At 39.9% G+C, this 23226-nt stretch carries 16 protein-coding genes and 1 pseudogene; 7 read left to right on the top strand and 10 right to left on the bottom strand.

All coding sequences use genetic code 11. The features are described from left to right. Window positions 1-61 precede the first annotated feature (61 nt). The 9 genes and pseudogenes from A4S05_RS10345 to A4S05_RS10305 form a co-directional block, all read right to left on the bottom strand. Window positions 62-945: pseudogene (locus A4S05_RS10345) on the bottom strand (Rpn family recombination-promoting nuclease/putative transposase). Window positions 946-963: 18 nt separating this feature from the next. Next, window positions 964-3696, bottom strand: a complete 2733-nt coding sequence (locus A4S05_RS10340) for a two-partner secretion domain-containing protein (protein ID WP_069069746.1) — start codon at window positions 3694-3696, stop codon at window positions 964-966. Between the two features lie 19 nt (window positions 3697-3715). Continuing rightward, window positions 3716-4483: a hypothetical protein gene (locus A4S05_RS10335; protein ID WP_069069745.1), complete on the bottom strand. Its 768-nt coding sequence runs from the start codon at window positions 4481-4483 to the stop codon at window positions 3716-3718. Window positions 4484-4774: 291 nt separating this feature from the next. Continuing rightward, window positions 4775-6277, bottom strand: coding sequence for a beta-barrel domain-containing protein (locus A4S05_RS10330; protein ID WP_069069744.1), 1503 nt, complete (start codon window positions 6275-6277; stop codon window positions 4775-4777). 20 nt (window positions 6278-6297) lie between these two features. After that, window positions 6298-8526 (bottom strand): peptidase domain-containing ABC transporter, encoded by a 2229-nt coding sequence (locus A4S05_RS10325; protein WP_069069743.1) that lies wholly within the window; start codon window positions 8524-8526, stop codon window positions 6298-6300. Between the two features lie 512 nt (window positions 8527-9038). Further along, window positions 9039-9227: a hypothetical protein gene (locus A4S05_RS10320; RefSeq protein ID WP_069069742.1), complete on the bottom strand. Its 189-nt coding sequence runs from the start codon at window positions 9225-9227 to the stop codon at window positions 9039-9041. A 115-nt stretch (window positions 9228-9342) separates the two neighbouring features. Further along, on the bottom strand, window positions 9343-9528 hold the full coding sequence (locus A4S05_RS10315; protein ID WP_069069741.1) for a hypothetical protein: 186 nt from the start codon (window positions 9526-9528) through the stop codon (window positions 9343-9345). A gap of 57 nt (window positions 9529-9585) precedes the next feature. Beyond that, window positions 9586-10611, bottom strand: coding sequence for a radical SAM protein (locus tag A4S05_RS10310; protein WP_069069740.1), 1026 nt, complete (start codon window positions 10609-10611; stop codon window positions 9586-9588). Between the two features lie 216 nt (window positions 10612-10827). Beyond that, window positions 10828-11022 (bottom strand): hypothetical protein, encoded by a 195-nt coding sequence (locus A4S05_RS10305; protein WP_069069739.1) that lies wholly within the window; start codon window positions 11020-11022, stop codon window positions 10828-10830. Window positions 11023-11246: 224 nt separating this feature from the next. Between A4S05_RS10305 and A4S05_RS10300 the strand changes: the two genes are divergently transcribed. Genes A4S05_RS10300 through A4S05_RS10290 form a run of 3 tightly spaced genes read left to right on the top strand, consistent with a single transcriptional unit; the run spans window position 11247 to window position 16227 of the window. Continuing rightward, window positions 11247-12419, top strand: coding sequence for a sigma-70 family RNA polymerase sigma factor (locus A4S05_RS10300; RefSeq protein ID WP_069069738.1), 1173 nt, complete (start codon window positions 11247-11249; stop codon window positions 12417-12419). A gap of 19 nt (window positions 12420-12438) precedes the next feature. Beyond that, window positions 12439-13596 carry a DUF1822 family protein gene (locus tag A4S05_RS10295; protein ID WP_069069737.1) on the top strand — a complete coding sequence of 386 codons (1158 nt, stop codon included), beginning with the start codon at window positions 12439-12441 and terminating at the stop codon, window positions 13594-13596. Window positions 13597-13647: 51 nt separating this feature from the next. Then, window positions 13648-16227: a CHAT domain-containing protein gene (locus A4S05_RS10290; protein ID WP_069069736.1), complete on the top strand. Its 2580-nt coding sequence runs from the start codon at window positions 13648-13650 to the stop codon at window positions 16225-16227. Between the two features lie 184 nt (window positions 16228-16411). Here A4S05_RS10290 and A4S05_RS10285 read toward each other — a convergent pair whose 3' ends face one another. Continuing rightward, window positions 16412-17785: a hypothetical protein gene (locus A4S05_RS10285; protein ID WP_069069735.1), complete on the bottom strand. Its 1374-nt coding sequence runs from the start codon at window positions 17783-17785 to the stop codon at window positions 16412-16414. A gap of 259 nt (window positions 17786-18044) precedes the next feature. On the opposite strand from A4S05_RS10285, the gene A4S05_RS10280 reads away from it, so the two are divergent. The 4 genes from A4S05_RS10280 (at window position 18045) to A4S05_RS44195 (ending at window position 23171) form a co-directional block, all read left to right on the top strand. Then, window positions 18045-18434, top strand: a complete 390-nt coding sequence (locus A4S05_RS10280; RefSeq protein ID WP_069069734.1) for a hypothetical protein — start codon at window positions 18045-18047, stop codon at window positions 18432-18434. A gap of 448 nt (window positions 18435-18882) precedes the next feature. Then, window positions 18883-19614, top strand: a complete 732-nt coding sequence (locus tag A4S05_RS10275) for a P-loop NTPase family protein (protein ID WP_256090915.1) — start codon at window positions 18883-18885, stop codon at window positions 19612-19614. Window positions 19615-19985: 371 nt separating this feature from the next. After that, window positions 19986-21728: a precorrin-3B C(17)-methyltransferase gene (gene cobJ, locus A4S05_RS10270; protein WP_176726966.1), complete on the top strand. Its 1743-nt coding sequence runs from the start codon at window positions 19986-19988 to the stop codon at window positions 21726-21728. A gap of 1293 nt (window positions 21729-23021) precedes the next feature. Beyond that, window positions 23022-23171: a hypothetical protein gene (locus A4S05_RS44195; protein ID WP_176726965.1), complete on the top strand. Its 150-nt coding sequence runs from the start codon at window positions 23022-23024 to the stop codon at window positions 23169-23171. The last annotated feature ends 55 nt before the right edge of the window (window positions 23172-23226 follow it).

The raw sequence follows: 23226 nt of genomic DNA, 5'->3' as shown, positions 1-23226 counted from the left end.
AGTACAAGATGTTACGCTACTATATACGACTGTTATCAGGGTCTATGCAGTGAATGAGCCGTCAACAAGCTTCTAACCACGACTGCAAATCAGCCATACTGGTAAAATCTAACAGTGCTTCACTCAAATCTTCAAGAATAGGCAAAGGTAAACCAGAGATTACGGAGCGCATTTCTGGGGAAATTTCTCCAAATCGCTTCGTTATCTGTCGCACAATTAAATTGACTGTTGCTTCTTCGCGTCCTTTTTCACGTCCTTCTTCGCGCCCTTCTTCACGTCCTTCTTCACGTCCTTCTTCTTTAATTTCTCGGTAAACTCGCGTTTCCTTGAGAGTTATCCCCAGCATTGTTTCCACCTCTGTTCTACTTAATTCTTCAAACTTGTACACCATGATTGTGGTGATTATCTCTATTATGGCGCGACTGGTGGGTGATGATACTTCCTGACGATTCTAGTTAACAAATACCTTGCTGCTTCTGGTGCTTCTTCTTCCTGCACTGTAGTTAATACCATCAGTGCTACCCAAACAGGTAAGGTACGAATATCGCCCAATTCATCCAAATAAACTCGATGTAATTGTCCGCCATTCAGGAATGAGCGATGGGGATTAATATCACTCTGTTCGATACTGCGGGATGGGTAAATTATCACTGCTTGCCAATCGCTAAATCTGTCACGGTTGCGATAAAAATACAGTGAGGACTCAGCCAATACCCGTTCATATAGCCTTTCATCTTTTTGAAATTGGACTTCGCAGAAATACACAACTCCTGCACCTGCATTTTCCGGTGGAATAAATACGCCGTCAATTTCAAATTTGGGTTCTTTGACTGCTACTGAATCAAATCGATAGGTGGATGCATTTGTTGGCGGATTTGTCAATAATTCAAATAAAAGAGTGGGATATTGTTGAAATAGTTTGTAAAAAATCGAGTCTCGCCGCATGAAAAATTCCCATTTTACTTAGAAACAACTACTACTAGAGATAGACAAAGCACGAGGGTTAATATTTGGGACTTCAGCTACTAGAGATACATTACCGTTTTTATCGATAATCCAGCCTTGCGCCTCGACTATTTTAGCTGGGGAAGATGGCAGAATTTCATTAATCACATTACTATTTTGATCAGTATTTATTGCATCTAATGTTATCCATCGTGCTGTAGATACTTCACCTTGAAATGGTTCTATCGGACTGCGGGCAATTCCTCCCCGTCCTGTTACGGTGAAAGAACTACGTCTAGCGGAACTACCGGGGTTACAACTAGAGACAATTTGTTGTGACGCATCCGTTAAATTGTCAGGTAATTGTACCAAACCGCGACTAGGGTCTACATCAGGTGTATTAACTGTGACTGTACCTGTTAAGCCAAACTGGGAACTAGCATCAATGTCGTTGGTATTATTAGGCGGAGTTGATGGGCGTTGTACTAGACCAAAAATACTCTGAGCATTAATGTTAATATTGCCACCTTGCCCTTGAAAAGCATTAGCGACAATATCATTATTTTGATTGGCCGTGGCGACGATAAAACCATCCGGTGCATCAATGGCGATGTTACCACCGTTGGCATTATTAAAAGCTTGAGCAGAAATGAGACTTTGATTTTGCAACAGCAACAGTTTTAAATCTTCCAGTCTGATATTTGCACCTGCACCTGCATTAGTTTCTGCTGTGAGTTTACCCTGGTTGAGCCGAATGGTGTTCGCCCTAGCTGTTAAGTTACCTGCTTCGCCAGTGCCTATTGCGCTCACAGTGACCACTGCGCCATTACTAACTTTAAAAGTTGGTGTAGTGATAGTTAGATTTCCGGCTTTCCCACTGTCTTGAGCTTGGGAGAATAAGGTACTGGGAGTTTCTTGTCCGTTAATGTTACCAATACCAACCACATCTACAGATTCGGTAGCATTTACATTCAAAGTTCCACCATCACCTTGACTAAAAGAGCCAGCTCTTACTTCTCCGCCATTGCGAATCAGCAATTGTTTGACATCTAAAGTTGCAGTTCCTCCCTTACCTGAACCGAAGTTGTCTGCTGAAATTCTACCTCCATTTTCCACGGTCAAGGTATTAGTAGTTATTTGCAATTCTCCCGCATCACGGGTAGCTCCTCGTTCAGCGGAAACGAGAATGTTACTTCTACTAAAATTATCTGCGATCGCAGCTGTTCCACTCACTAAAATAGAATCAGTAGCATTAATAGTTAAAACTCCCCCTTTTCCACCACTCCTCGCCGACGTGGAAATCTGCGCCCCACCCAAAACATTTAACTTTTGAGTGTTAATAATTAAATTGCCACCATCACCTGTAGCACCTTCTTCAACTTGAGCAAATAAACCACTACTTCTTGTATCATCTGGCCTTCTGCTCTCCACTGTTATGGACTCAGAGGCTATAACCCTTAATTCCCCAGCATTACCCGCACCAAAAGTAGCAGTTGAAACTTGTGCACCTCCTTGAACCAATAACTTTGCAGTCTCAAGGGTTAATACTCCACCATTACCTATAGCTCCTGGTGCTACTGCGGCAAATAAACCACTTGGTACATTAAAAATAGTTGAGTTTCCTGCAAGTTGAATAGACTCCGAAGCTCTGACGGATAAATCTATACCTCGACCTGTACCGTAAGTAGTAGTTGATATCTGTGCGCCTCCTTGTACAATTAAACTCCCAGTTTCAATTGTGAGAGTCTTTCCTTCACCTGAAACATCTCCAGCGATTTCATTAAAAATACCTGTTGTGAAAAAGTCTTCTGGCGTTCCAATTACCTCTAATTGTTGTGAAGCACGTATCTTGACATTAGCTGCTTGTCCATCAAAATCAGTTACAGAACTCACCTGACTACCTTCAGTGATGGTAATACGCCTTCCCTGCATCTGAATATCAGCACCGAGAAAATCACTCGAACCTACGAAGGCTGCTTGAGAGAGGGTGATGTCTTGAAAGTTCTGCACATCCTCATAACCTAAAACCCAACCTTTATCTACGGGTGTCAGGTTGACAAAACTGTTACCGGAGACACTTCCTAACTCAATTCTTCCTCCTGGTGTTGTCAAAAATCCCCCCTCTATAGCTACTTCACCGCCAATCAGTGCTAAGGTTTTAACTGAGGGTACTTGCAGACCAACAAGATTGTCAGATGAGTCTAATGCGATCGCTTGATTAATAATTTTTGCTGGTACTTCTGCAAAACCTAAACCTACAGGCACACTGATAGTTAGTAAAGGGTTACTCTGGGTTGATGTCGTTAAAAATTCAGAACCATCAGCAAATTTAATTCTATTGGCTGTAGTCGCAATAAATGAGCCACCAACATTGAGAGAAGCGTTATTACCAAAAACAATTCCATTTGGGTTTATTAAGAATAAGTTAGCTGTATCATTAGCACGGATTAATCCATCAATGATAGATTGAGATTTACCTGTGACACGGCTAATAATATTCTGAATATTTGCGACGTTTTGAAAATATGCTGCACCATCTGTGGGGATGGAAAATTCCTCAAAGCTATGAAACAGGTTATTGCCAATTGTTGTACCACCAGTAATTTCACAATTAATGCAATCATTAGGAACAATGGAGTTACTAGGCAATGTTTGATCTGGGATGATTTGTGCTCTTACTGGTGCAGTCGCAAATAAATAAAATGGGACAATCCCACTCAATATGCACAAGCAGGTCAGAAAATAATACATAACTTTGAGGTTTTGATCCTTAGTCTGTGTAACGGCGAATCTGACGCTTGAGCAACGAAACTGCTCCCAAAAATCCTAATATCATCACACCATTTGTTGCTTGAGATTCTGGTACATTTCTAATGTCTTCTTCAAAAGTATTTTGGAGAAGAACATCGGAAATTCCTAGCACATTTTCGTCAAAGTTACTGAATACTCTGACTTTACTGAATAAATTTTGCTCTAGAATGTATGATAAATCATTAATAGCTTGATCTTGATTAAAATCAAAAGCAGAGAAGTCTAGTCTGTAACGCTGAATAGGCTCAGTTTCTCCTAATCTAAAAATACTATAAGCGATAGTATTAGGTGTACCTGGAAACAGGGGATCGTTGATAATTAATTCAGCCTTCAAATCTCCATCTACTGGAATGATCGAAGAGGTATCAAACTCTTCTAAAAGAATCAAAAACCCAGAATCATCAAGCACATATCTTCCGTTAACTGAACCAGAAGTACAAATCGGTTCTACATCAAAAGAAAGACAAGCTCTTGCCAAGTTACCTTGCTTGTAATTTTCTATTGCTCCTGGAAAAAATCCTACAAAATCATCAGTTTCAGTACCACTTTCATTGATAATTTTCCCATCTCTATCTTTATCTACTAAATTAAATTGAACGCCTACAAATGTTTCGTCTTCTCCGGTTCCTGAATAACCGTTACCTGTTCTTCTTTGAGCTACAGCTGGCTGCATAAAAGCTGATGTTACAATCATACTAGCTGTAGCTAAGGCTATCATTAATTTCATCAGGCTATCTCCAATAGTTGTGTTAATTATTTTTTTCAGTTACTACTTAAGGCAATATCAAATTTTTCAAACTAATTGAAATTGATAATGTTTTATCTTATAAATTCACATTAGCTTAGTTAAATATTGTCGTAGGTTTATTAATTTAAATTAAATTAAACCACAAAATACCCTATTTTATAGTGTCCACATGATTTTTTGATAGAAAATTTAAACTAATTATGAAGATTTGTAGAGTTTATTAGATGCATATTTTTCCCAGTTTCCACAAATATACGTAAATTAATTGTGTTACCAGTCTGCAATTAACCTCGCTTTCCTGAGCAAGAATTTCAGGACTGTCTCTTCACGGGAAATAATATCAGCCCTTCCCTGCATTCCCGGTTGAATAGTACACTGATGGTTGCTCTTACCTAAGAACAAGCTTTCTGGAAGGATCGTCACTTCGTAGAAAGAACTCGCGCCACCCTGCATAGAAATAGAAGCATTGGCGACTGTGGACACATTGCCTTGAGATTTGATCGTATCTTCAGAAATTTGACTGACAATACCTTTAAGAGTACCGTAGTCGGGATAGGGACAGGCAGAAACCCGCATTTGTACTTTTTGACCTTTTGCCAACTTACTAACATCATCAGGGGAGACGGCGGCTTTAATTACTAAGGGAGCATTGCTAGGGACAATTTGAGCAATTTCCTCACCCAGACGCACTGATTGACCGGAGTTTCGGAGATTTAGTTGAGAGAGAATCCCGTCTTCGGTGACTAGAATCTTAGTTTGGCTAAGATCGCTTTCTACTTGTTGTAGTTCCCTGGTGTCGCGCTGGATCTGATTTTTCATTTGAATCCTTTGTTGGAACAAAGCTTCCCATTCTCGATTGAGGATGGCGAGAGTGGCTTGACCGCTAGCACTTTCTTGGGCAATAGTCTCTTTAGCGATCGCAACTTCAGCATTACTGGGATTGAGAGCAGCTTGAGCGTGTTGTAATTTTGCCCGCACTGCTGCTACAGTTTGTTCTTGCTGGGCAATAATTTGCTGTTGCGCTTCAACATTAGCCCGTCGCACCTCAACCGCTTGTTTCTGTTGGACGACATCTAACTGCACTTCTTCTAATTGATTCAGAGATAAAGCTCCCGCTTGAACCACCTTTTGATAGCGATCGCGTTTGGCTTGAGCGGCGCTCATCGCCGCCTCTGTTGACTGGAGGTTAGCATGAGATGAACGCAAATCCACTTGTGCTTGATACCATTCATTTTGCGCTCTTTTTAAGTTCGCTTCGGCTTCTTCTACTTCCGCTTTGGCAGTAATTTGCTGATCTCGATAATTGCGTTGGGCGCGATTGAGTGAAGCTTGAGCCGAAGTCACCACACGGTTTTTCCGCTCGGTTTCCGCTTTAATTTGACGATTCAAAGCTTGAACTTGAGCATCGATTTGCAATAGTTGCAGTTGCGTCTGCTGGATGTTGCTTTGCAGTTGGCTTTTTTGAGTTTGCAGACGGGAATCATCGATAGTAGCCAGCACGTCTCCCTTTTTCACTGCTTGATTTTCTTTAAAAAAGACGTTTGTTACCTGACCTTCCGTAGCTGCTTGTACGAGCCGTAATTCTCCCGTAGGGCGGACACTAGCCTGTCCTTTAACGGTTACTTTATATTCGATCAGAGAAGATAGTGCGATCGCTCCCCCAACACCAGCGACGAGTACCAAACTGCCTAATCTCGCCCAATTACCAATCGGCGGGAGAAATTCATTGCTTTCAACTGGGGGCAGAGAGTCTGCGTTAATCTGGTTAAGCATGACAGTTTTTTTGGTAAAGATTAGCGAATGCTAGTTGCAGAACTTCCATTCAGATGAAAGTTGGCAAGATTTTTAGCGAAACCATTGACTTTCGATAAATCAACACCGTCGATAAAGTCTAAATGCTCGCCAGGTTGATGACACAGAACTTCTGGAGAACCTTGAATTTTCAGTTGTCCTTTTTCCAGCATGACAATCCAATCAGCTTGCTGGATGACTTTGGGACGGTGGCTGATTAAAATAGTGGTTTGGCCTTGGCGGTGAGTGAGCAACTGGGTTAAAACTTGGGCTTCACTAACTGGGTCGAGAGCGCCGGTAGATTCATCTAAAATCAGCACTGGCGGGTTATTAACAATCGCTCTCGCAATAGCTAATCTCTGCCGTTGTCCACCAGAAAGATTAGCACCAAATTCTCCTAAGACCGTTTGATATTTGTCAGGAAGGTTGCTAATAAACTCATCAGCCCCAGCAATTTGGCAAGCTTGCACAATCTGCTCAAAGGTAATGTGAGGCGAACCTAAATGGAAGTTTTCCATAATCGACCGACTCCAAAAGTGCGCGTCTTGAGGAACTAAAACCACTTGTTGGCGGAAGCAATCTAGAGAAAGGTCTTCTAGGTTATAAATACCAAAGCGAATATTGCCTGACTGAAGCTGATATAAACCTGCAATCAATTTAGCCAGAGTGCTTTTACCGCAGCCAGATTTGCCGATTAGGGCAATCACTTGGCCACCAGGAATAGTTAGAGAAAAATCTTGCAACAGTTCAACTCTGCCCGGATGATGGAAGTTGAGGTTAGTACAAGTGATATCTGCGTTGCTCTGAATTTTTGCCCAAGGCTTTTGGCTATTATCTAAACTTTCTGGGGTAGCATCAATAACTTCGGTGAGGCGTTGGGTAGCAGTTTTGGCACGAGTGAATTCATCCACAAAGTTAATAGTGGTTTCAATAAAGCTAGTAAAGTTGCCATTCATGCTATTAAATGCCAGAAGCATCCCAATAGATAATTCCTGACTAATCACTAGAGTGCTGCCAAACCAGAGCAAAGCAATACTACCGATGCTGGATACTAAGTTTGAGAAGATGCCGTTGACAATACCAATTTGAATAGTACGGAAGGTAAGGTTAGCAAGGCGACTAAATCGACTCTGAAATTCTTCCCAGAATTGCGGAGCGGCAGCAGTAGTTTTTAGGGTGATAGCACCTTTGAAAGTTTCCACCAAAACACCTTGATTTTCGGCTGACAAGACCAAAACACCGCGAATTTTTTGCTGGAGGGTGGGTAAGAAAATTACTGTAGAGAGAGTCATTAAAAGAGCGATCGCACCAGCTAATACTGTGAGTTTTATACTATAAAACAGCATCAAGCTTAAGGAAACTAAAGCGATAAACAACTGGCTGGGCAGATTCACAACAGCTTGAGAAATTAACTGGTTAATTTGTTGAATATCTTCTAAGCGACTGACAATTTCGCCACTGCGACGGGATTCATAGTAACTTAAAGGTAAGCGGAGAATTTGTCGTCCGAATTCAAAAATTAGTCCTAGTTGTAGACGTTGTGCAAAGTGAGCGACGAGATTTGATTGTGCTAGTCGCAGGCTACTGCTAACTAGGTGCATGACGATGACGGCAATGGCAACACTAGTCAGAAGTTGGGTGTCTCCACGAACTAGCACGTCATCGGTGAGAATTTGTAACAGGAAGGGAGAGGCGAGGGAAAGTAAACCTAAAACCGAGTTGAGTAATAAAGTTTGAGCAAGAATGGCACGATAAGGCCAAACACGCCGCAGAAAGCCTCCAAAACCACCAATTTTCTCTTGTTCATCTTCCTGAGTAAAAAAGCGGACTGGATCTGGTTCTAGGATGAGCATTACCCCGTTTGTCCATGCTTCTAAAAACCACTTTTTTTCCAGATAACGAATACCTGAACCAGGATCAGCAACAACATATTTATTGCCCTGTTTGCCATATAAAACTACCCAATGATAACCTTTCCAGTGGATGATTGCTGGGAGAGAAATGGCTTTTTTATTAATGGCTTCTAGAGTTACTTTTACTGCCCGTGTATTGAAACCAAGGGCTTCAGCCCCTCGCTTCAAACCTAGTAATGTGGTTCCTTGTTGTCCGGTTCCTACAGTTTCTCTAATACGATTAATGGTGAAGGTTTTGCCGTAATATTTGCTAATCGTTGCTAGACTGGCAGCACCACAGTCTTCCTCACTATGTTGTTTAACAATTTGATAACTCATTTTATCTATCAGAGAGGAGGAAATAAAGCCCAGTTAAGAGCCTGGGCTTAATGGAGTAACTAAAACTAATACCGTTTATTTATGAAGCTGCGGTGTAAACACAAGTCTGGAGTAGTTTACGAATCTGGTTTTTACCCCACCCTAACCCTCCCCTTGCAAAGGGGAGGGAACTGGATTTATTTCCCCCCTTTCCAAGGCTACGGTGTACACACAAGTCCTAAAAACCTAGCTTGATAAGACTTTCCTCGTTCCCAGTCTCCGACTGGAAATGCATTCATTGAGTCNNACCAGGAGCATTCCCATGTAGACATGGGAACGAGATAAAAACGAGATAAACGAGAGAAGAATGGAAAATCAAGCTTTTTTCGACTTGTGTGTACACCGTAGCCTTTCCAAGGGGGGATTAAGGGGGGTAACTTGTGTATACACTGCCTTACCAAGAGGGGTTCATAAGGCGCATCTTCATACAGAATTGGTATAACTTGATTTACAGTTTTTCGCTAGGAAATATTCTAGTCGCCAACAACTGCATCATATACTTCGTAAGCGGCTAAAGCAATTGTTGTTTTGTTCTTCCAAGCCCATTTAGCACCTTTGATAATTCCCCCAACAATTCCTCCGCCTTGAATCATTTCCTGCTCTACTAAAGTTAGTTCTTCGATTGCAAAATTATCTGAAGCCATTACGTTGTAGTTAGACATGATTATTTTCCTTGTTTTTCTGAGTTGAACTAGATTTATTTTCTGGGTAATTATAGAACTAATTCGATAGTTAGCTAATTAGAACTACTAATCAATTAGAATTAGCTATGAGTTATTAATCCAATGCTGCTTGAACTGCCTTGTAACCTGCTATAGCAGCACCTATTCCAGCAGCAGTGATTGCTCCAATAGCTTTGACAGCAAACTTAATCTTTCCACCACCTTGAATATATTGTTGTTTTTCAGGGCTTAGTTCTTCAATCGCAAACCTTTCAGCGTTAATGACATCATACTTAGACATGATTTTCTCCTAATTTAGTGTTGGTTGAAAGATGTATTTTTGACTTTGTGTTCGTTTCTATGAAGCAAGAACAGGGATGTCAAATTTTTCTGCATGGCGCACCATTGCTTCATGCCAGTTAATCACCGGAAATTCAGTAGGAATTGTCTCTTTTTCGTAAACTTGCTGGCACAGTTTTATAAAATCATCTGATTTTTCTCGATACCATTGATGAGCAAGTTCAGTTAATGATGCTTCCTTCAAATTTCCTAAAGCGTATTTTCTGGCAAATCCATGTTGAACAGGAATGAGCATCCCATCTGCTTCAATAATCAGTGGCGAAACAATTTCTGCTAGGGAAAAATCATCTTGATTCTTGGATATACTATCCACAAAAAAGCTGCTGGGATTTAAACGCAAGGCTTCTTGGTGAACTAAATCAATTTGAACATAAAGTTGATCGCCTAACTTTTTGCGAAGCTTCATGACTTCTAAATAAACATAGGCTGAGATGCTTGCACTTGGTATCATTCCAGCTAAATTTTGTTTGGCACGTCCTACCGCTTCTAAAGGATGAATCTGTAATAACGAAGCTCCTTGTTCTAAGGCAAAATTAGCTACCCAGTCTAAATGACGAAAGTTTTCATGGCTGATAGTGAAAATAAACCCAAAAGGAATGCCAGATTGACGGATTCCTTCTAGTCTTCCATTCATCATCTCGAAAGCCTGTTTATTTCCTCTCATTTGATTATGAAAGTCAGGCATCCCATCTAAACTAATAGCTAGAATATCAAGCACACCCTTAAACTTTTCAATTGTTTGCTCGTTTATGAGCATTCCATTAGAAGCAATGGCTGTGTTCATTTTGCACTGATGAGCATGGTTGAGTAGCTCTAACAAAGGTTGATAGAGAATAGGTTCACCCCCAGAAAAACTGACGGTTTTATATCCTTCCATGCTGGCATCGGTGATTGCCTGTCGAAGAAGTGCAACATCGAGTTGATCTTTTTCGTTAGGACTAGAAGCCGAATAACAGTGGAGACAGCGTAAATTACACCGCCTAGTTGGATGAATTTGTAAAATAGGATTTGTATTTAGTGTCATCTCACGCTACTCCAATAACTTAAAAAGAAACAAAACCTGGTTTAACTCCGAAAGTTCAGCATCATAAATATGTTCAATAGTTTTAATTACAATACGGTTCGGTTAACCCAAAATATCAATTTTTAGAATTATCAAAGCTTGATAATTACATTCTAGTTTTGAGAATAATGTCAATTATCAACCTGAACCGAACCGTATTAGTTTTAATCAGACTATTTATTTACTAAATTTCTTGAAGTCCGGAGCGACAATACCGATAGTCGGAGGCCAGACAATACCGATTGTGGGAGGGAATAGAATGGTGAATTTTTTCAGAACATCATTTGGAAGTGCCTGAAATCCACCTTTAACATTTTCTAATTCTTCAGGGGTTAATTCTTGCAAGAATTTGTTTTCGTTAAGATTATCCATCTTGTGTTTTTCCTTGATTTAAGTGATGTTTTTCAGAAACAAACCTTGGCTTTCAGAAATTTAACTGTGCTTTGGTTGCTCTGTACCTCTCTACGATGGCTTTGAATGTTTATGCAACCTAGTGGGAAAATTTTTTACAAAATCTGGAAAATGCCTGGAACGCTATGTATTACAATTAGTTAGCAATTTGTAAACTTTAAATTTTTTATACTCACAAAGTTTTTATGCAACCTCGACAGGGCATTATTGAAATCTTCTCGACCTTTGTGCAGTTTGATGCAGATAGGTTCAATGTTTGGGCAACAGATAGCAAACTACAGCGAAGTATCAAAAAATGCTTAGAACAATACCCGCAACAGACATCTGAGAGTTTTTGGGTGCTTTACTGGTACAAAATCTGGCAAATAGAATCTAGCCCTCTAGCAGTGGGGCACATTTCGGCTTATTTGCAAGAGGTATGCTACTGGGCTGCTAGAAAAATAGCCGTAAACTTTATCAGTCAATTTTCTATTGCTGATTGTTTTCAGATTGCGATTCCCTGTGTTTATAAAATTCTCAAAAATTTTAATCCTGAATACAGTACAAATTTAAAAACCTATGCAGAATATGCTTTTGAACGTTTCCTCAAAGATTCATTACGTCTCAGAAAGGAAGCAGATATATGCACAGATTGGGCGTTACTGCATAAAATTAGCCGGAAGCGGTTGGTAAATTCCTTAGAAAATGCTGGTCTTAATAGTCAAGTTATCAATAATTACGTCTTAGCTTGGGAATGTTTTAAGGAACTCTACACCAGTGACAGCAAAACTATTCGTCAGTTGGGAAAACCTAATACCATCACATGGCAAGCTATTACTCAGCTTTACAATAGACAAACCTTGAGCCAACTGACTTCAGAAACTTTGCAAAAATGGCTGAGTACCTGCGCTAAAGCGGTACGAGACTTTCTTTACCCCAAGTTTGTGTCTGTAGATGCTCCTATTAATGGACAAGAATCAGGTAATTTGTTGGATATATTACCCGCAGATTTACCAGCATCCTTACTTACCGAAATTATCGCCGAAGAAGAATCCACAACTAGACAAACACAACAAGACCAATTAAATCAAGTTTTGATGGATGCTTTAGCAGCATTAGATATTCAGGCTCAAAAATTAATCCAAGCTTATTATCAGCAAAAGCTGACTCAACAACAAATCGCCCAACAGCTAGAAATGAAGCAATATACAGTCTCTCGCCGCCTTACCAGTATCAAACGCTCATTACTCACTACCCTATCGCAGTGGAGTATTGATAGTTTGCATATCTCCCCTACACCCGTCGTACTGGATGCCATTAGTAAAAGTCTAGAAGAATGGCTTAACAATTACTATACCCACCCCCACCTCCACCTTTAAAGTAGAAACTCTTGAGATTATGTTTGATGCTTCCCTTGCTTTCGCTGTTGATAATGATTTGGTGCTAGAAATGATTCAGACATTGCCAAATATAGAATATAACTACTCTACCTCTGGTGGTTATCAGCGTGCTTGGCTCAATCAAATCTGTTTGAGTACATTTTTAGCTTGGTTGCAAGAGGAAATTACACCGAATGTTAGAGTGCATCCCAACACAGCAGCCTTACCGAGTTTTTGGGAAGTAGTTAATGGTACAGCTATGAGTTTTGATAACTCTCGTTTGGTTTTACTTCCTACCTTAGCGATGGATGTGGATGAGTTGCGTGTACCTCAAGAATGGGTGGATATTCCAGAATGGGTGGCGGATTATTACTTAGCGGTGCAAGTAAATCCTGATGAGGAGTGGATTAGAATTTTGGGCTATGCAACTCATCAACAATTAAAAACTTTAGGGGTTTATGATGAGAGCGATCGCACTTACAGTTTAGAATCTGATCATTTAATTGCAGACTTGAATGTACTTTGGGTAACTCGCCAATTGTATCCGGAAGAAATCAGACGTGCGTCGATTCCTCCCCTACCACCTTTACCCCAAACTCAAGCAGCCAATTTACTCCAAAGATTAAGTAACGCAGATATCAAATTCCCCCGCTTAGAAATCCCCTTTTCCCTTTGGGGAGCATTAATCGCTCATGGCGGTTGGCGACAACGCTTGTATGAATTACGCCAAGGAATTGTCCAACCAGCATCAATCGGGGAATGGCTGCAAGAAGGTGTATCAAATTTTGCTCAACAACTCGGCTGGGAACGACGACAATTTACAGCCTTACCTTCAGGGATGAGGAGTCTAGAAAACCAAGGGTCTATTCTCGGTTTATCTCGACAAATCTTAGTAGCTGGTAATACTTATGAATTACGAGTTTTCCCTAAAAGCAACCCAGAAGAACAAATTTGGCGCTTTGAATTACGCAATACAAACCCAGAAGATATGATTCCTGTCGGGTTTCAACTCAGACTGCTGACGGAAGACTTACAGCCATTTCCTAATAATGAAGATATAGCAGCAACGCCTGTAGAAGAATTGTATGTGGAGGTGATGTTAGAACCCGGTGAAGGGTTAGTTTGGGAAGTCACACCTTTACCAGCAGAATATGAGCGCGAAATTTTACGTTTTTAGTTGCAAGGGGCTTGTTCTGTGTGACTCCGTGGTTTAATTAACGACGGAGGCATGGAGACACAGAAAAAAGTGAAGAAGATTATTAATTTTTGTTTACTGCTTGTGTTAACTGTACTCTTATGTGTTGTGCTGAGTCCAGCGATCGCAAACATTTCTCAAACGAGAATAATTAATCAAGATTCACAATCACAAATTCTCAAAAGCCAAACATTATATGAAACTGGTAGATTTGCTGAGGCGGTGCAAGTTTTACAGCAAGCAGTCCAAGCATATCAACAGCAGGGAGATACTTTAAAACAATCCGTGGCTTTGAGTAATCTATCTCTGGCTTATCAACAACTTGGTAATTGGCAACAAGCTCAAATTGCTATTACCAATAGTTTAGATTTACAAGGCTTTCAATCACAAGGTAAAACTAATAAAAATTTAGCAGTTTTAGCTCAAAGTTTAGATATTCAAGGACGCTTACAACTCTTGACAGGTAAGCCAGAATTAGCTCTGACTACTTGGGAAAAAACTGAAGATATTTACACCAAGCTAGGAGATAAAAACGGTATTGCCTTGGCACTACTTTATCAAGCTCAAGCATTAAGAAATCGAGGTTTTAATAAGCAAGCTCTTAAAAAACTAGAAGAGGTAAATCAAACCTTAGCATCTCAAGGTGATTCTTTAGCAAAGGCAGCAGTTTTACTTTCTCTTGGTGATACATTAGAAAATGTAGGGGAATCAGAAAAATCTCGGCTGGCTTTAGAACAAAGTTTAGCAATTTATCAAAGTTTAAAGTTACCAGAAAATATTGCTTCAAGTCTGCTTAGTTTAGGTAATAATGCTCGGAATCAACAAAAAATTCCTCAAGCGATCGCATTTTATCAACAAACATTTGATACATCACCTTCACCCCTCATAAAAATTCAAGCAAAACTTAATCATCTCAATTTACTAATTGAGGAAAAACAATTCACAACAACACAAACCTTAATTCCAGAAATTCAATCTCTACTTGCACAACTTCCACCCTCACGCCCATCGATTTACGCCCAGATTAACTTTGCTCACAGTTTGTCTATTTTAAATACTCCCAAATCCCAAATTGCTCAACTTCTGGCTACAGCTGTACAACAAGCCCGGAGTTTGGATGATATCCGAGCCGAAGCCTATGCTTTAGGGAATTTGGGTAATTTGTATGAAAAAAACCAACAATTTGCTGAGGCCATAAACCTCACACAACAAGCTTTGATATTGGCGCAAACCAGTAACGCACCGGAAATTACTTATTTGTGGCAATGGCAAATGGGCAGATTATTAAAAGCCCAAGGTAATTTTACCGGAGCGATCGCAGCTTATGATGCAACTGTAGAAACATTAGAGTCACTGCGTACTGACTTAGTAGCAGTCAATCAGGATATACAGTTTAATTTCCGAGATAATGTAGAGCCAGTTTATCGTGAGTCGGTGGTTTTGTTGCTGCAAAATTCTGGAGAAAAACCCGACATTAAAACATTAGATAAAGCTAGAACACGTATAGAGGCGTTACAGTTAGCAGAACTAGATAACTTTTTCCGAGAAGCTTGTTTAGAAGGACAAAAGGTACTTTTAGATCAAGTAGTAGACAAAGAAAATCCCAACACTGCCATACTTTATCCAATTATTCTGCCAGAACAACTACAAGTAATTGTTAAAATTCCTCAGCAACCACTGCGTCATTATACAGTTAACAAATCTCAGGTTGATGTTGAGCGTACCTTGGCAGAAATGCGGGAATATATTTTAGAACCAGATAGAACGGAAGAAGTACAAACCCTTTCCCAAGAAGTCTATAACTGGTTAATTAAACCTATTGAATCTGATTTAGCTACAAGTAAAGTTAATACTCTGGTATTCGTGCTAGATGGAGCCTTAAAAAATATACCCTTAGCTGCTCTTTACGATGGGGAGAAATATTTAGTAGAAAAATATGCTGTTGCTCTCAGTTTAGGGCTTCAGCTATTAGCACCCAGACCTCTAGCTCAAACACCATTGACAGTACTTGCTGCTGGTTTAGTGCAACCCCCGGCGGAGTTTCCAAAATTCTCACCCTTACCAGGAGTCAAGTTAGAGTTCGACCTGATTTCTCAAACCGGAGCATCTACCAAAACATTATTAGATAAAGATTTTACCAGTAGCACTCTAGAAAAAAATGTAAATACTGTTCCTTTTAATGTCTTACATTTGGCAACTCACGGACAATTTAGTTCTCGCCCAGAAGATACTTTCATTTTAGCCAATGATGGTTCTATCAATGTTTTACAGTTCGATAACTTACTCCGCAGTCAGAGTGACACTAGTAGCCAAATTTTAGAATTATTAGTTTTGAGTGCTTGTCAAACTGCCACAGGTGACAACCGCGCTACATTAGGTTTGGCAGGCGCAGCTATCAAAGCAGGCGCACGTAGTACAGTAGCTTCCCTGTGGCATATCAATGATCAATCTACTGCCATTTTAATTGGTGAATTTTACAATGAATTAGTCAATAGTAAAGTGACTAAAGCAGAAGCATTGCGTCGCGCTCAAGTAAAACTATTAACGAAGTATCCTAATTACAGTCGCCCTGGTTACTGGGCTGCCTATGTATTAGTGGGTAATTGGTTTTAAAGATAAAGATATAGCCGTAGCCACATAGNNGTAATACTTTTACCTCCTGCCTCCTGCCTCCTGCCTTCTGCCTCCTGCCTCCTGCCTTCTGCCTCCTGCCTCCTGCCTCCTGCCTCCTGCCTCCTGCTATATCAGCGTGGAATGGCACTAAAGACCTCTTGCAAAAGTCCCTAACACTTAATTTTTACCAAAAAGCTTTGGCTGTAGGGCCTTGTAAGACATCAGGGTTATGAGAGCTTTTCCGTCTTATTTGACGGGAAGTAATTAGAGCGATCGCCAGAAAATTCACGTTTTTAATAATAGTGGATAAATTAATTTTCCTATGACCTATTAATACTCGTAAAAAATCTAGTGATTTTGTGATGGTAAACCAAGGAAATCCATCATCTACTATTGGACTAATATTGTGTTTGCCGTAACATAACTCTAAACCTTTACAGCCAGAATTCCATCTATAAATTTGCTCCATCCAAGCACTTTTGAGGGAACTATTCGTAGTCATCTCACCTATCTTAGGACATCTATTTATAGAGATAACTTTCAATAATATATCAGAGCTAAAACCAGCATGATGAGCTAATATGCTGAGATGTACATCTTCAACTCGTATTCCTGGATATCTTTCACTAATTATCACTAACAAGCTAATTATTGCATCTGTTCTAGCAACAATACCACCTCCAGGGTTCCACTTATAACCAGAAAATCTACCATGTACAACATTTAGAAAGAACTGGATAGGAGGTACTTCTTGACTATAATCAGGTAAGAGAATTTCCATGTTATCCAGCGTAGATTTTTGATAAACCACAAATTTATTGCGTGTACTTAAAATATCGATTTGTGGACTTTTTTTTAGCTCATTAACTATTAGCATCAAGCTATTAGTATCTAAATTTGACTCCATTGCTTGAGATTTGGTTTCCAGTAAAAACTGAGTTTCAGCATCGAAAGTTACTACAAACTCAGGAGGCGTCCATCCCTTTTCTATACTCTTTAACAGTAATGAGCCATAAATATCACCTAAAACTCTGATCTTCCCTGATGAATGTAAACTAACCTTCTGGTGAACAATAAATATTCTATGCTGAGAAGATTCAGGAGAAATATTATCTAAAAAATAAGGTTCGCCTATGCATTTTACATTGTCAAATATCTTAGCTGAGATATTATTTTCTGGCTTGGGTTCGGTATATAAGTGAGTAATTTTGACATTTGGCAATAAGTTAAAATATTCAATTACTTTTGGACATTCAAAACCATGATTCAGCCCAATAATCATATCTGCTTTCATTCCCATATCAGCAATTTGTTGAATGATTTTGGGAATGGTGTAAGGTAAAAAGCTGTCGGCTTTATTAGCAGCAGCTACTACTCCTAGTACTCTTGTATTGTCAAAAGTATTTTTGGTTTGAGAGATAATCCATTCTCGACAATTCTTTACAGCTTGAATATCTGAATTCAAGACGCTATCTTGTGTATTTTTTAATGAAATAGTTTTCTTTTTTAAAGATGGAATTTGCCGGACAGAGATTTTCCGAAATGTATCTAGAAACATATCTTGAAAAAATTCTATAAAAATGTTTAGACTTCATTATTTCTAGCCGTTTTCTTAATCCAGAACAGTAGTTGTCCTAACATTTTATGAATATAGCGGTTAAATGATTCTATAAAATGGCATGATGACTTCGCATCTGACACAGATGAATAAGTCTTTGATAAGTTTTTACGTACAATTATTTAACGAATTATAAAATACTATCTTTGGTAACTTGAGATCAGCGATACACTGAGGGAAATTCCTTGAGGAAGCGTTGATGGCACGAGCAAACGGGGTTACAAGTGAAACGTCTGTAGAGGAATTACCTACAGTTTCAGACAAAGATACGGTAACAATAGAAGATTCGTCTGAGCCAGTGGAGGATGTCCAGGATATTGACGATATATTAAACTCACTAAAAACTTTACTGAGTACCCTAGAAAAACTCCAAAAAGTCCGGCAGGAAGTGGGCGATATCAAACCGTTGATTGGGCGGATGCTTGATGGTGAACTGGTTGCTGGTGAGGAACTTGAGCAACTTAAGGCAGGTGTGAGCAGTCTTTCTCGCCTTGTTCGTGCTTATAATGACCATCAAGTAGCGTTGGCTAAAGCACAACCTGCTAGAAGCTTGCTAGATCAAGTGCTGAAAGAGCGTAAAGCTAATTGAATTGGGGATTGGGGATTGGGGAAGAAATTCTTTCGAGATTTGGTTAGAGTCCCAATCCTAATTTTAGAAGCGATCGCCTCTTTTTAGGAAATGCGATCGCCTTTAAGTATTGTCAACCATCATCAATAAGGGCAGTTTTAATGTATTAGTTAATACCTAGTAATAGAACCCTATAGATTTTATTGTCTTCTTTTCTTAGGCTGCGCCAACGCGTTAGCGTCTCCCTGTGGGAGAAGGTACAGAGCTTACGGGTTAGGCAGCAATCGGGTTTTTAGACAGGTTCATTACCCTGACTGTATGGCTAAATAATATCCATATAATGTTAGATTATGGCAAGTAAAAATAAGAATGACAGTTAGAGAAGATCACGGGGATTAAAATCCTCCGTGTAGCTTCTATCTCAGGGAACCAAGCCTCTGAGTTTTACGCTTACCGGGTAGTCCTATAAGTGGATAAGTATTTAGAGGTTGCTGTAATGCCGACGATTCATTTGGTAGATGGTGAAAAAGGTGGGGTAGGGAAATCTCTCTTTACCAGGACAATGATTCAGTATTGTCTGGATAAGAAAATCCCGTTTGTACCAGTGGACACAGATAGGTCGAATCCAGATGTAGCAGAAGTGTATAAGAATATATGTAAATATGCTGTGTTTAGTGAGAATGAACGACAAGCAGATAAGGCAGATAAAATATTTGAGTGGGCGATAGAAAAGCCAGTAATTGTAAATTTACCCGCACAATCGCATAGAGCAGTTCAAGGATGGATTGATTCTAATCAATTAATTGAACTAGGGAGTTCACAGGGAGTAATGTTTTGCAAATGGTTTGTATCGACAGGAGGATACGACAGCATCAACCTGTTTGCTCAGTCAGTGAATACATACGGTGAGATAATCCCTCATATTCTGGTGAGGAATTTAGGACTGTGTGATGACTGGGAGCATATAGAGTCAGATTCAAACTTTCAGAAAATAGTAGATAAATATAAGATAAAAGTCATAGATTTCCCGAAGTTAGCATATAAAGAAAGAAACATAATTGACCAAAATCGACTGACGTTCGCGGAGGCGAGAGAGTATAAAGAATTTGGGATAATTGGGAGACAGAGAATAATGAATTTTCTGAAGCTTGCTTATGGTGCTTTTGAGAAAGTAGGTATCTGGTATGAAAAAGTTGAATAGCTTTGGAAATTTTTAATCTCAAATTAAACCACAAAACTTTTTGGTGAACTTAGTTAAATTTTAAAACCTAACCCTCTACTAAGAAAACAGAATATTTTCTTAGTAGAGGGTTAATTGATGACAAGTTTGATTCGTAGTACCATAATCCAGCGATTTTTAAATCATCATTTTGTGCAAATTTTATTCCTCAATTAGATGTGGCGACAGAAATATTTTATTTTTTGCTCCCAACCCCAATGCTTTGAAATATGATGATTTAATTGTCTCGATGATCTATCTCATAAATCATGTAGCGAAATTCATACCATGCCTTTTTCCAAGTTTTGTTCATAATTAATCTATTAAGTTACGAGATAAGTTGTAATTAAGTGATGATGAATGTTGCACCCGCCATTGTAGTACTAGGTCAAAATAGCGTCACAGTAGCACGCAAAATAATCAGCGTCCTACCAGGAGCGACGTTATACGGTTTAGAGGGTCGCACATCTGGGGTTGATGTCAGCTTCACGAATTTTGGCGAGACGTTGCGCGATTTATTTGTCCAGGGAAGGCCGCTGATTGGCATTTGTGCTGCCGGTATTTTAATTAGGACGCTAGCTCCTGTACTCTCCGATAAACGACAGGAACCACCAGTGCTAGCTGTGGCTGAAGATGGTAGCGCTGTTGTTCCCCTCTTGGGCGGACTTGGTGGGGTAAACGATTTGGCACGCTGCATTGCCAAAGCCCTTGATGTCAAAGCTGCAATTACCACCACAGGCGATTTACGTTTGGGCACAACCCTGTTGTCTCCTCCCCCTGGATACCATTTAGCAAACCCAGACGATGCGAAGAAATTTATCTCAGATTTGCTAGCGGGGGCGCAAGTCAAGCTAGAAGGAATAGCACCTTGGTTGAGCGATAGTAAACTGCCTATAGATCCAAAGGGAGATTTGACCATCCAAGTTACGGAACGTTTGGTGATTCCTACAGCCAACTGTCTTGTCTACCACCCAGCAACGATCGCGATCGCAATTAGTGACACTATTAGCTATAAAGATAATGCAGTCGCTTTAGTACAGCAGCTACTAGCTGATGCCGCACTCGAAAGAACATCAGTCGCCGGGATATTTGCACCCATCACCGCCGCTGCCGATCCGACAATCCATGCCCTAGCTAGCGCCTTCAAAGTGCCTGCCCGCTTTTTCACCTCAAATCAGCTAGAAAGTCTACTTTCACAAGGTTATAGCCCCGCCCAAGCCGCAGCGATCGCCGCCACAGGCACATCTCCCTTATCTCCCTTGTCTTCCCACATTGCGATCGCCATTGCCCCCCAACCAATTGACCCTAATACCATTGGTCAGGCACGCGGACGGTTAGCAATTATTGGCACGGGCCCCGGTGGTTCGCAATGGATGTCTCCAGAAGTGAAAGAGATACTCAAGTCGGCAACTGATCTAGTGGGTTATAAAACTTATTTAGATTTAGTGGGTTCTCTGGCTGATGGTAAGCAACGGCATGAGTCCGACAACCGCGAAGAAGAAGCACGGGCGAAGATGGCTCTTGATTTGGCCGCATCTGGGCGATATGTAGCTGTAGTTTCATCTGGCGACCCAGGTATCTATGCAATGGCAACAGCGGTTTTTGAAGTATGCGATCGCTATGCTAAACCCGAATGGGACAGTATCGACATTCATGTGGCACCAGGTATTTCCGCTATGCAAGCAGCAGCAGCAGCCATCGGTGCGCCCCTTGGACATGACTTTTGTGCTATTTCCCTGTCTGATATCTTGAAGCCTTGGTCTGCGATCGAACAACGAATTGCCGCTGCTGCTGAGGCTGATTTCGTCATTGCTTTCTACAATCCTGTTTCCAAAGAGCGTACCTGGCAACTAGCTGAAGCGAGAAATATTTTGCTGCGACATAGGACACCGGATACACCAGTAGTATTGGCACGGAATCTCGGCAGACCAGGACAGACAGTAAAAGCGATCGCACTTGACCAGTTAGCCCCAGAAATCGCTGATATGCGGACAATTATTCTTGTTGGTTCCACAAAAACCCGAACCATCAGGCGCAACGATGGTAGTATCTGGGTTTATACGCCACGTCGCTATACCAATTTAAATCCACTTTAAGCGATCGCATAATAAAACCCCAGGATTGGGAATTCCTTCCTGGGGCTGTTATACCTGACCACCTTTACCTTTTTAATGTAAAAATCTTGTAAATACTGAAGTTTCAAAAGACATATATATATCTCTTTTGTCCAAAAAAAATTGTATAAGTTAGTAAGTTGATGTTAGTCTGAACCTCTTTTCTCTAGACAAATCATAAAAAATATGATGATACAATTTCACATGAAAATTTTTAAAACTTATTAAATGAAGATATAATTCAAGTATTTAAGTCTATTAAAATAGCTTCAAGGGCTTGCTTCTTTGGGATTAATAATCAATAATAAAAACATCATGATTCATACATGATTGTAGCCGAGAAAAGTGACAGAAGCCCTTACTTAAGTCCGTGAAAGCGGACTTTTTTGTATTTATATGTGATTGCGAATTTAAAACATGTGTAATAATTGAGTCTGAATTCTGGCTTCTAAATTCAGACTCAATTATTAGGAGATTCAAACCCGCCACGAATTATATTTACTAGGGCTAAACATCAATACAATACTTCTCGGTTAAAAATTTTCAAAAGAGGGATTTGGTTTGGGGAAAGGGTGAAAGGTTTGTTCTTTCCCTTTGCCTCTTTACCAAAAAGTATTGGGCTAAACATATTTGTATAAAAGTGAGCCGAGCTAATTTATGTGGCTACAGACTTAAGTATTACTATAGGATTGCTATATTATGGGCAGATAAATAAAGTTAGCGCTACAATGAACTATTTAAAATTTCCAGTCCCTAAGATTTTACTAATTTTTAAACTTATTCAAGCTACTAAATAATAAACATAAATATAAGAATTATGTCCAAGTATTTAATATTAGATAACTAATTGTCTAATGTTGCTTAAAAATTGACTTCTTACAAACTCTCAAAGTGCTGTTTATTTTTGCGAGAGAAAGTGGAGGGCGATCGCTGGAAAATTTCTAGTAAGTTTCGGCAGTAATATATTGACAAAAATACACTATTGTTATAAGGCTAACTTTCACAACAAGAGACATAGGAAATTAACTCACAATCTGACTTTTCACGGTATCTGGAAAACCTCACTTCTATTTCTCTCTCCTAAAAGGCTACGGTGTACACACAAGTCGAAAAAAGATCAATTTCCCATTTTTTTATCGTTTATCTCGTTTTATCTCGTTTTATCTCGTTCCTATGCTCTGCATAGGAATGCCTGATTAGAGGCTCTGCCTCTAGTCAGATATTGAGTCAGAGACTCAATGAATGCATTCCCAGTCGGAGACTGGGAACGAGGAAATGCTTATCAAGCTGGGTTTTTGGGATTTGTGTGTACACCGTAGCCTACTAACTCACTTTCGGCTTGATGTAAGCGATCGCTTGTTTCCAAACAGTGCTTTGCTGACTGTTTTCATCTGCATTACAGTTACACTGTGGGTCTTGTCATAAACCCTTTCCTGTCAACACATCACCAGTTAGCAGCTTTAATTCAACTGGCGTTGTT

It is taken from the genome of Nostoc sp. KVJ20, from assembly GCF_001712795.1.
Classification (GTDB): Bacteria; Cyanobacteriota; Cyanobacteriia; order Cyanobacteriales; family Nostocaceae; genus Nostoc.
Note: the sequence above shows the minus strand (reverse complement) of the source record. Positions and strands in the feature narration are given on the sequence as shown.

What these genes read in the sequence shown, in the direction of transcription:
- A4S05_RS10340 (WP_069069746.1), bottom strand. Translation starts at nt 3,696, where the DNA reads ATGTATTATTTTCTGACCTGCTTGTGCATATTGAGTGGGATTGTCCCA.
- A4S05_RS10335 (WP_069069745.1), bottom strand. Translation starts at nt 4,483, where the DNA reads ATGAAATTAATGATAGCCTTAGCTACAGCTAGTATGATTGTAACATCA.
- A4S05_RS10330 (WP_069069744.1), bottom strand. Translation starts at nt 6,277, where the DNA reads ATGCTTAACCAGATTAACGCAGACTCTCTGCCCCCAGTTGAAAGCAAT.
- A4S05_RS10325 (WP_069069743.1), bottom strand. Translation starts at nt 8,526, where the DNA reads ATGAGTTATCAAATTGTTAAACAACATAGTGAGGAAGACTGTGGTGCT.
- A4S05_RS10320 (WP_069069742.1), bottom strand. Translation starts at nt 9,227, where the DNA reads ATGTCTAACTACAACGTAATGGCTTCAGATAATTTTGCAATCGAAGAA.
- A4S05_RS10315 (WP_069069741.1), bottom strand. Translation starts at nt 9,528, where the DNA reads ATGTCTAAGTATGATGTCATTAACGCTGAAAGGTTTGCGATTGAAGAA.
- A4S05_RS10310 (WP_069069740.1), bottom strand. Translation starts at nt 10,611, where the DNA reads ATGACACTAAATACAAATCCTATTTTACAAATTCATCCAACTAGGCGG.
- A4S05_RS10305 (WP_069069739.1), bottom strand. Translation starts at nt 11,022, where the DNA reads ATGGATAATCTTAACGAAAACAAATTCTTGCAAGAATTAACCCCTGAA.
- A4S05_RS10300 (WP_069069738.1), top strand. Translation starts at nt 11,247, where the DNA reads ATGCAACCTCGACAGGGCATTATTGAAATCTTCTCGACCTTTGTGCAG.
- A4S05_RS10295 (WP_069069737.1), top strand. Translation starts at nt 12,439, where the DNA reads ATGTTTGATGCTTCCCTTGCTTTCGCTGTTGATAATGATTTGGTGCTA.
- A4S05_RS10290 (WP_069069736.1), top strand. Translation starts at nt 13,648, where the DNA reads ATGGAGACACAGAAAAAAGTGAAGAAGATTATTAATTTTTGTTTACTG.
- A4S05_RS10285 (WP_069069735.1), bottom strand. Translation starts at nt 17,785, where the DNA reads ATGTTTCTAGATACATTTCGGAAAATCTCTGTCCGGCAAATTCCATCT.
- A4S05_RS10280 (WP_069069734.1), top strand. Translation starts at nt 18,045, where the DNA reads ATGGCACGAGCAAACGGGGTTACAAGTGAAACGTCTGTAGAGGAATTA.
- cobJ (WP_176726966.1), top strand. Translation starts at nt 19,986, where the DNA reads ATGATGAATGTTGCACCCGCCATTGTAGTACTAGGTCAAAATAGCGTC.
- A4S05_RS44195 (WP_176726965.1), top strand. Translation starts at nt 23,022, where the DNA reads ATGCTTATCAAGCTGGGTTTTTGGGATTTGTGTGTACACCGTAGCCTA.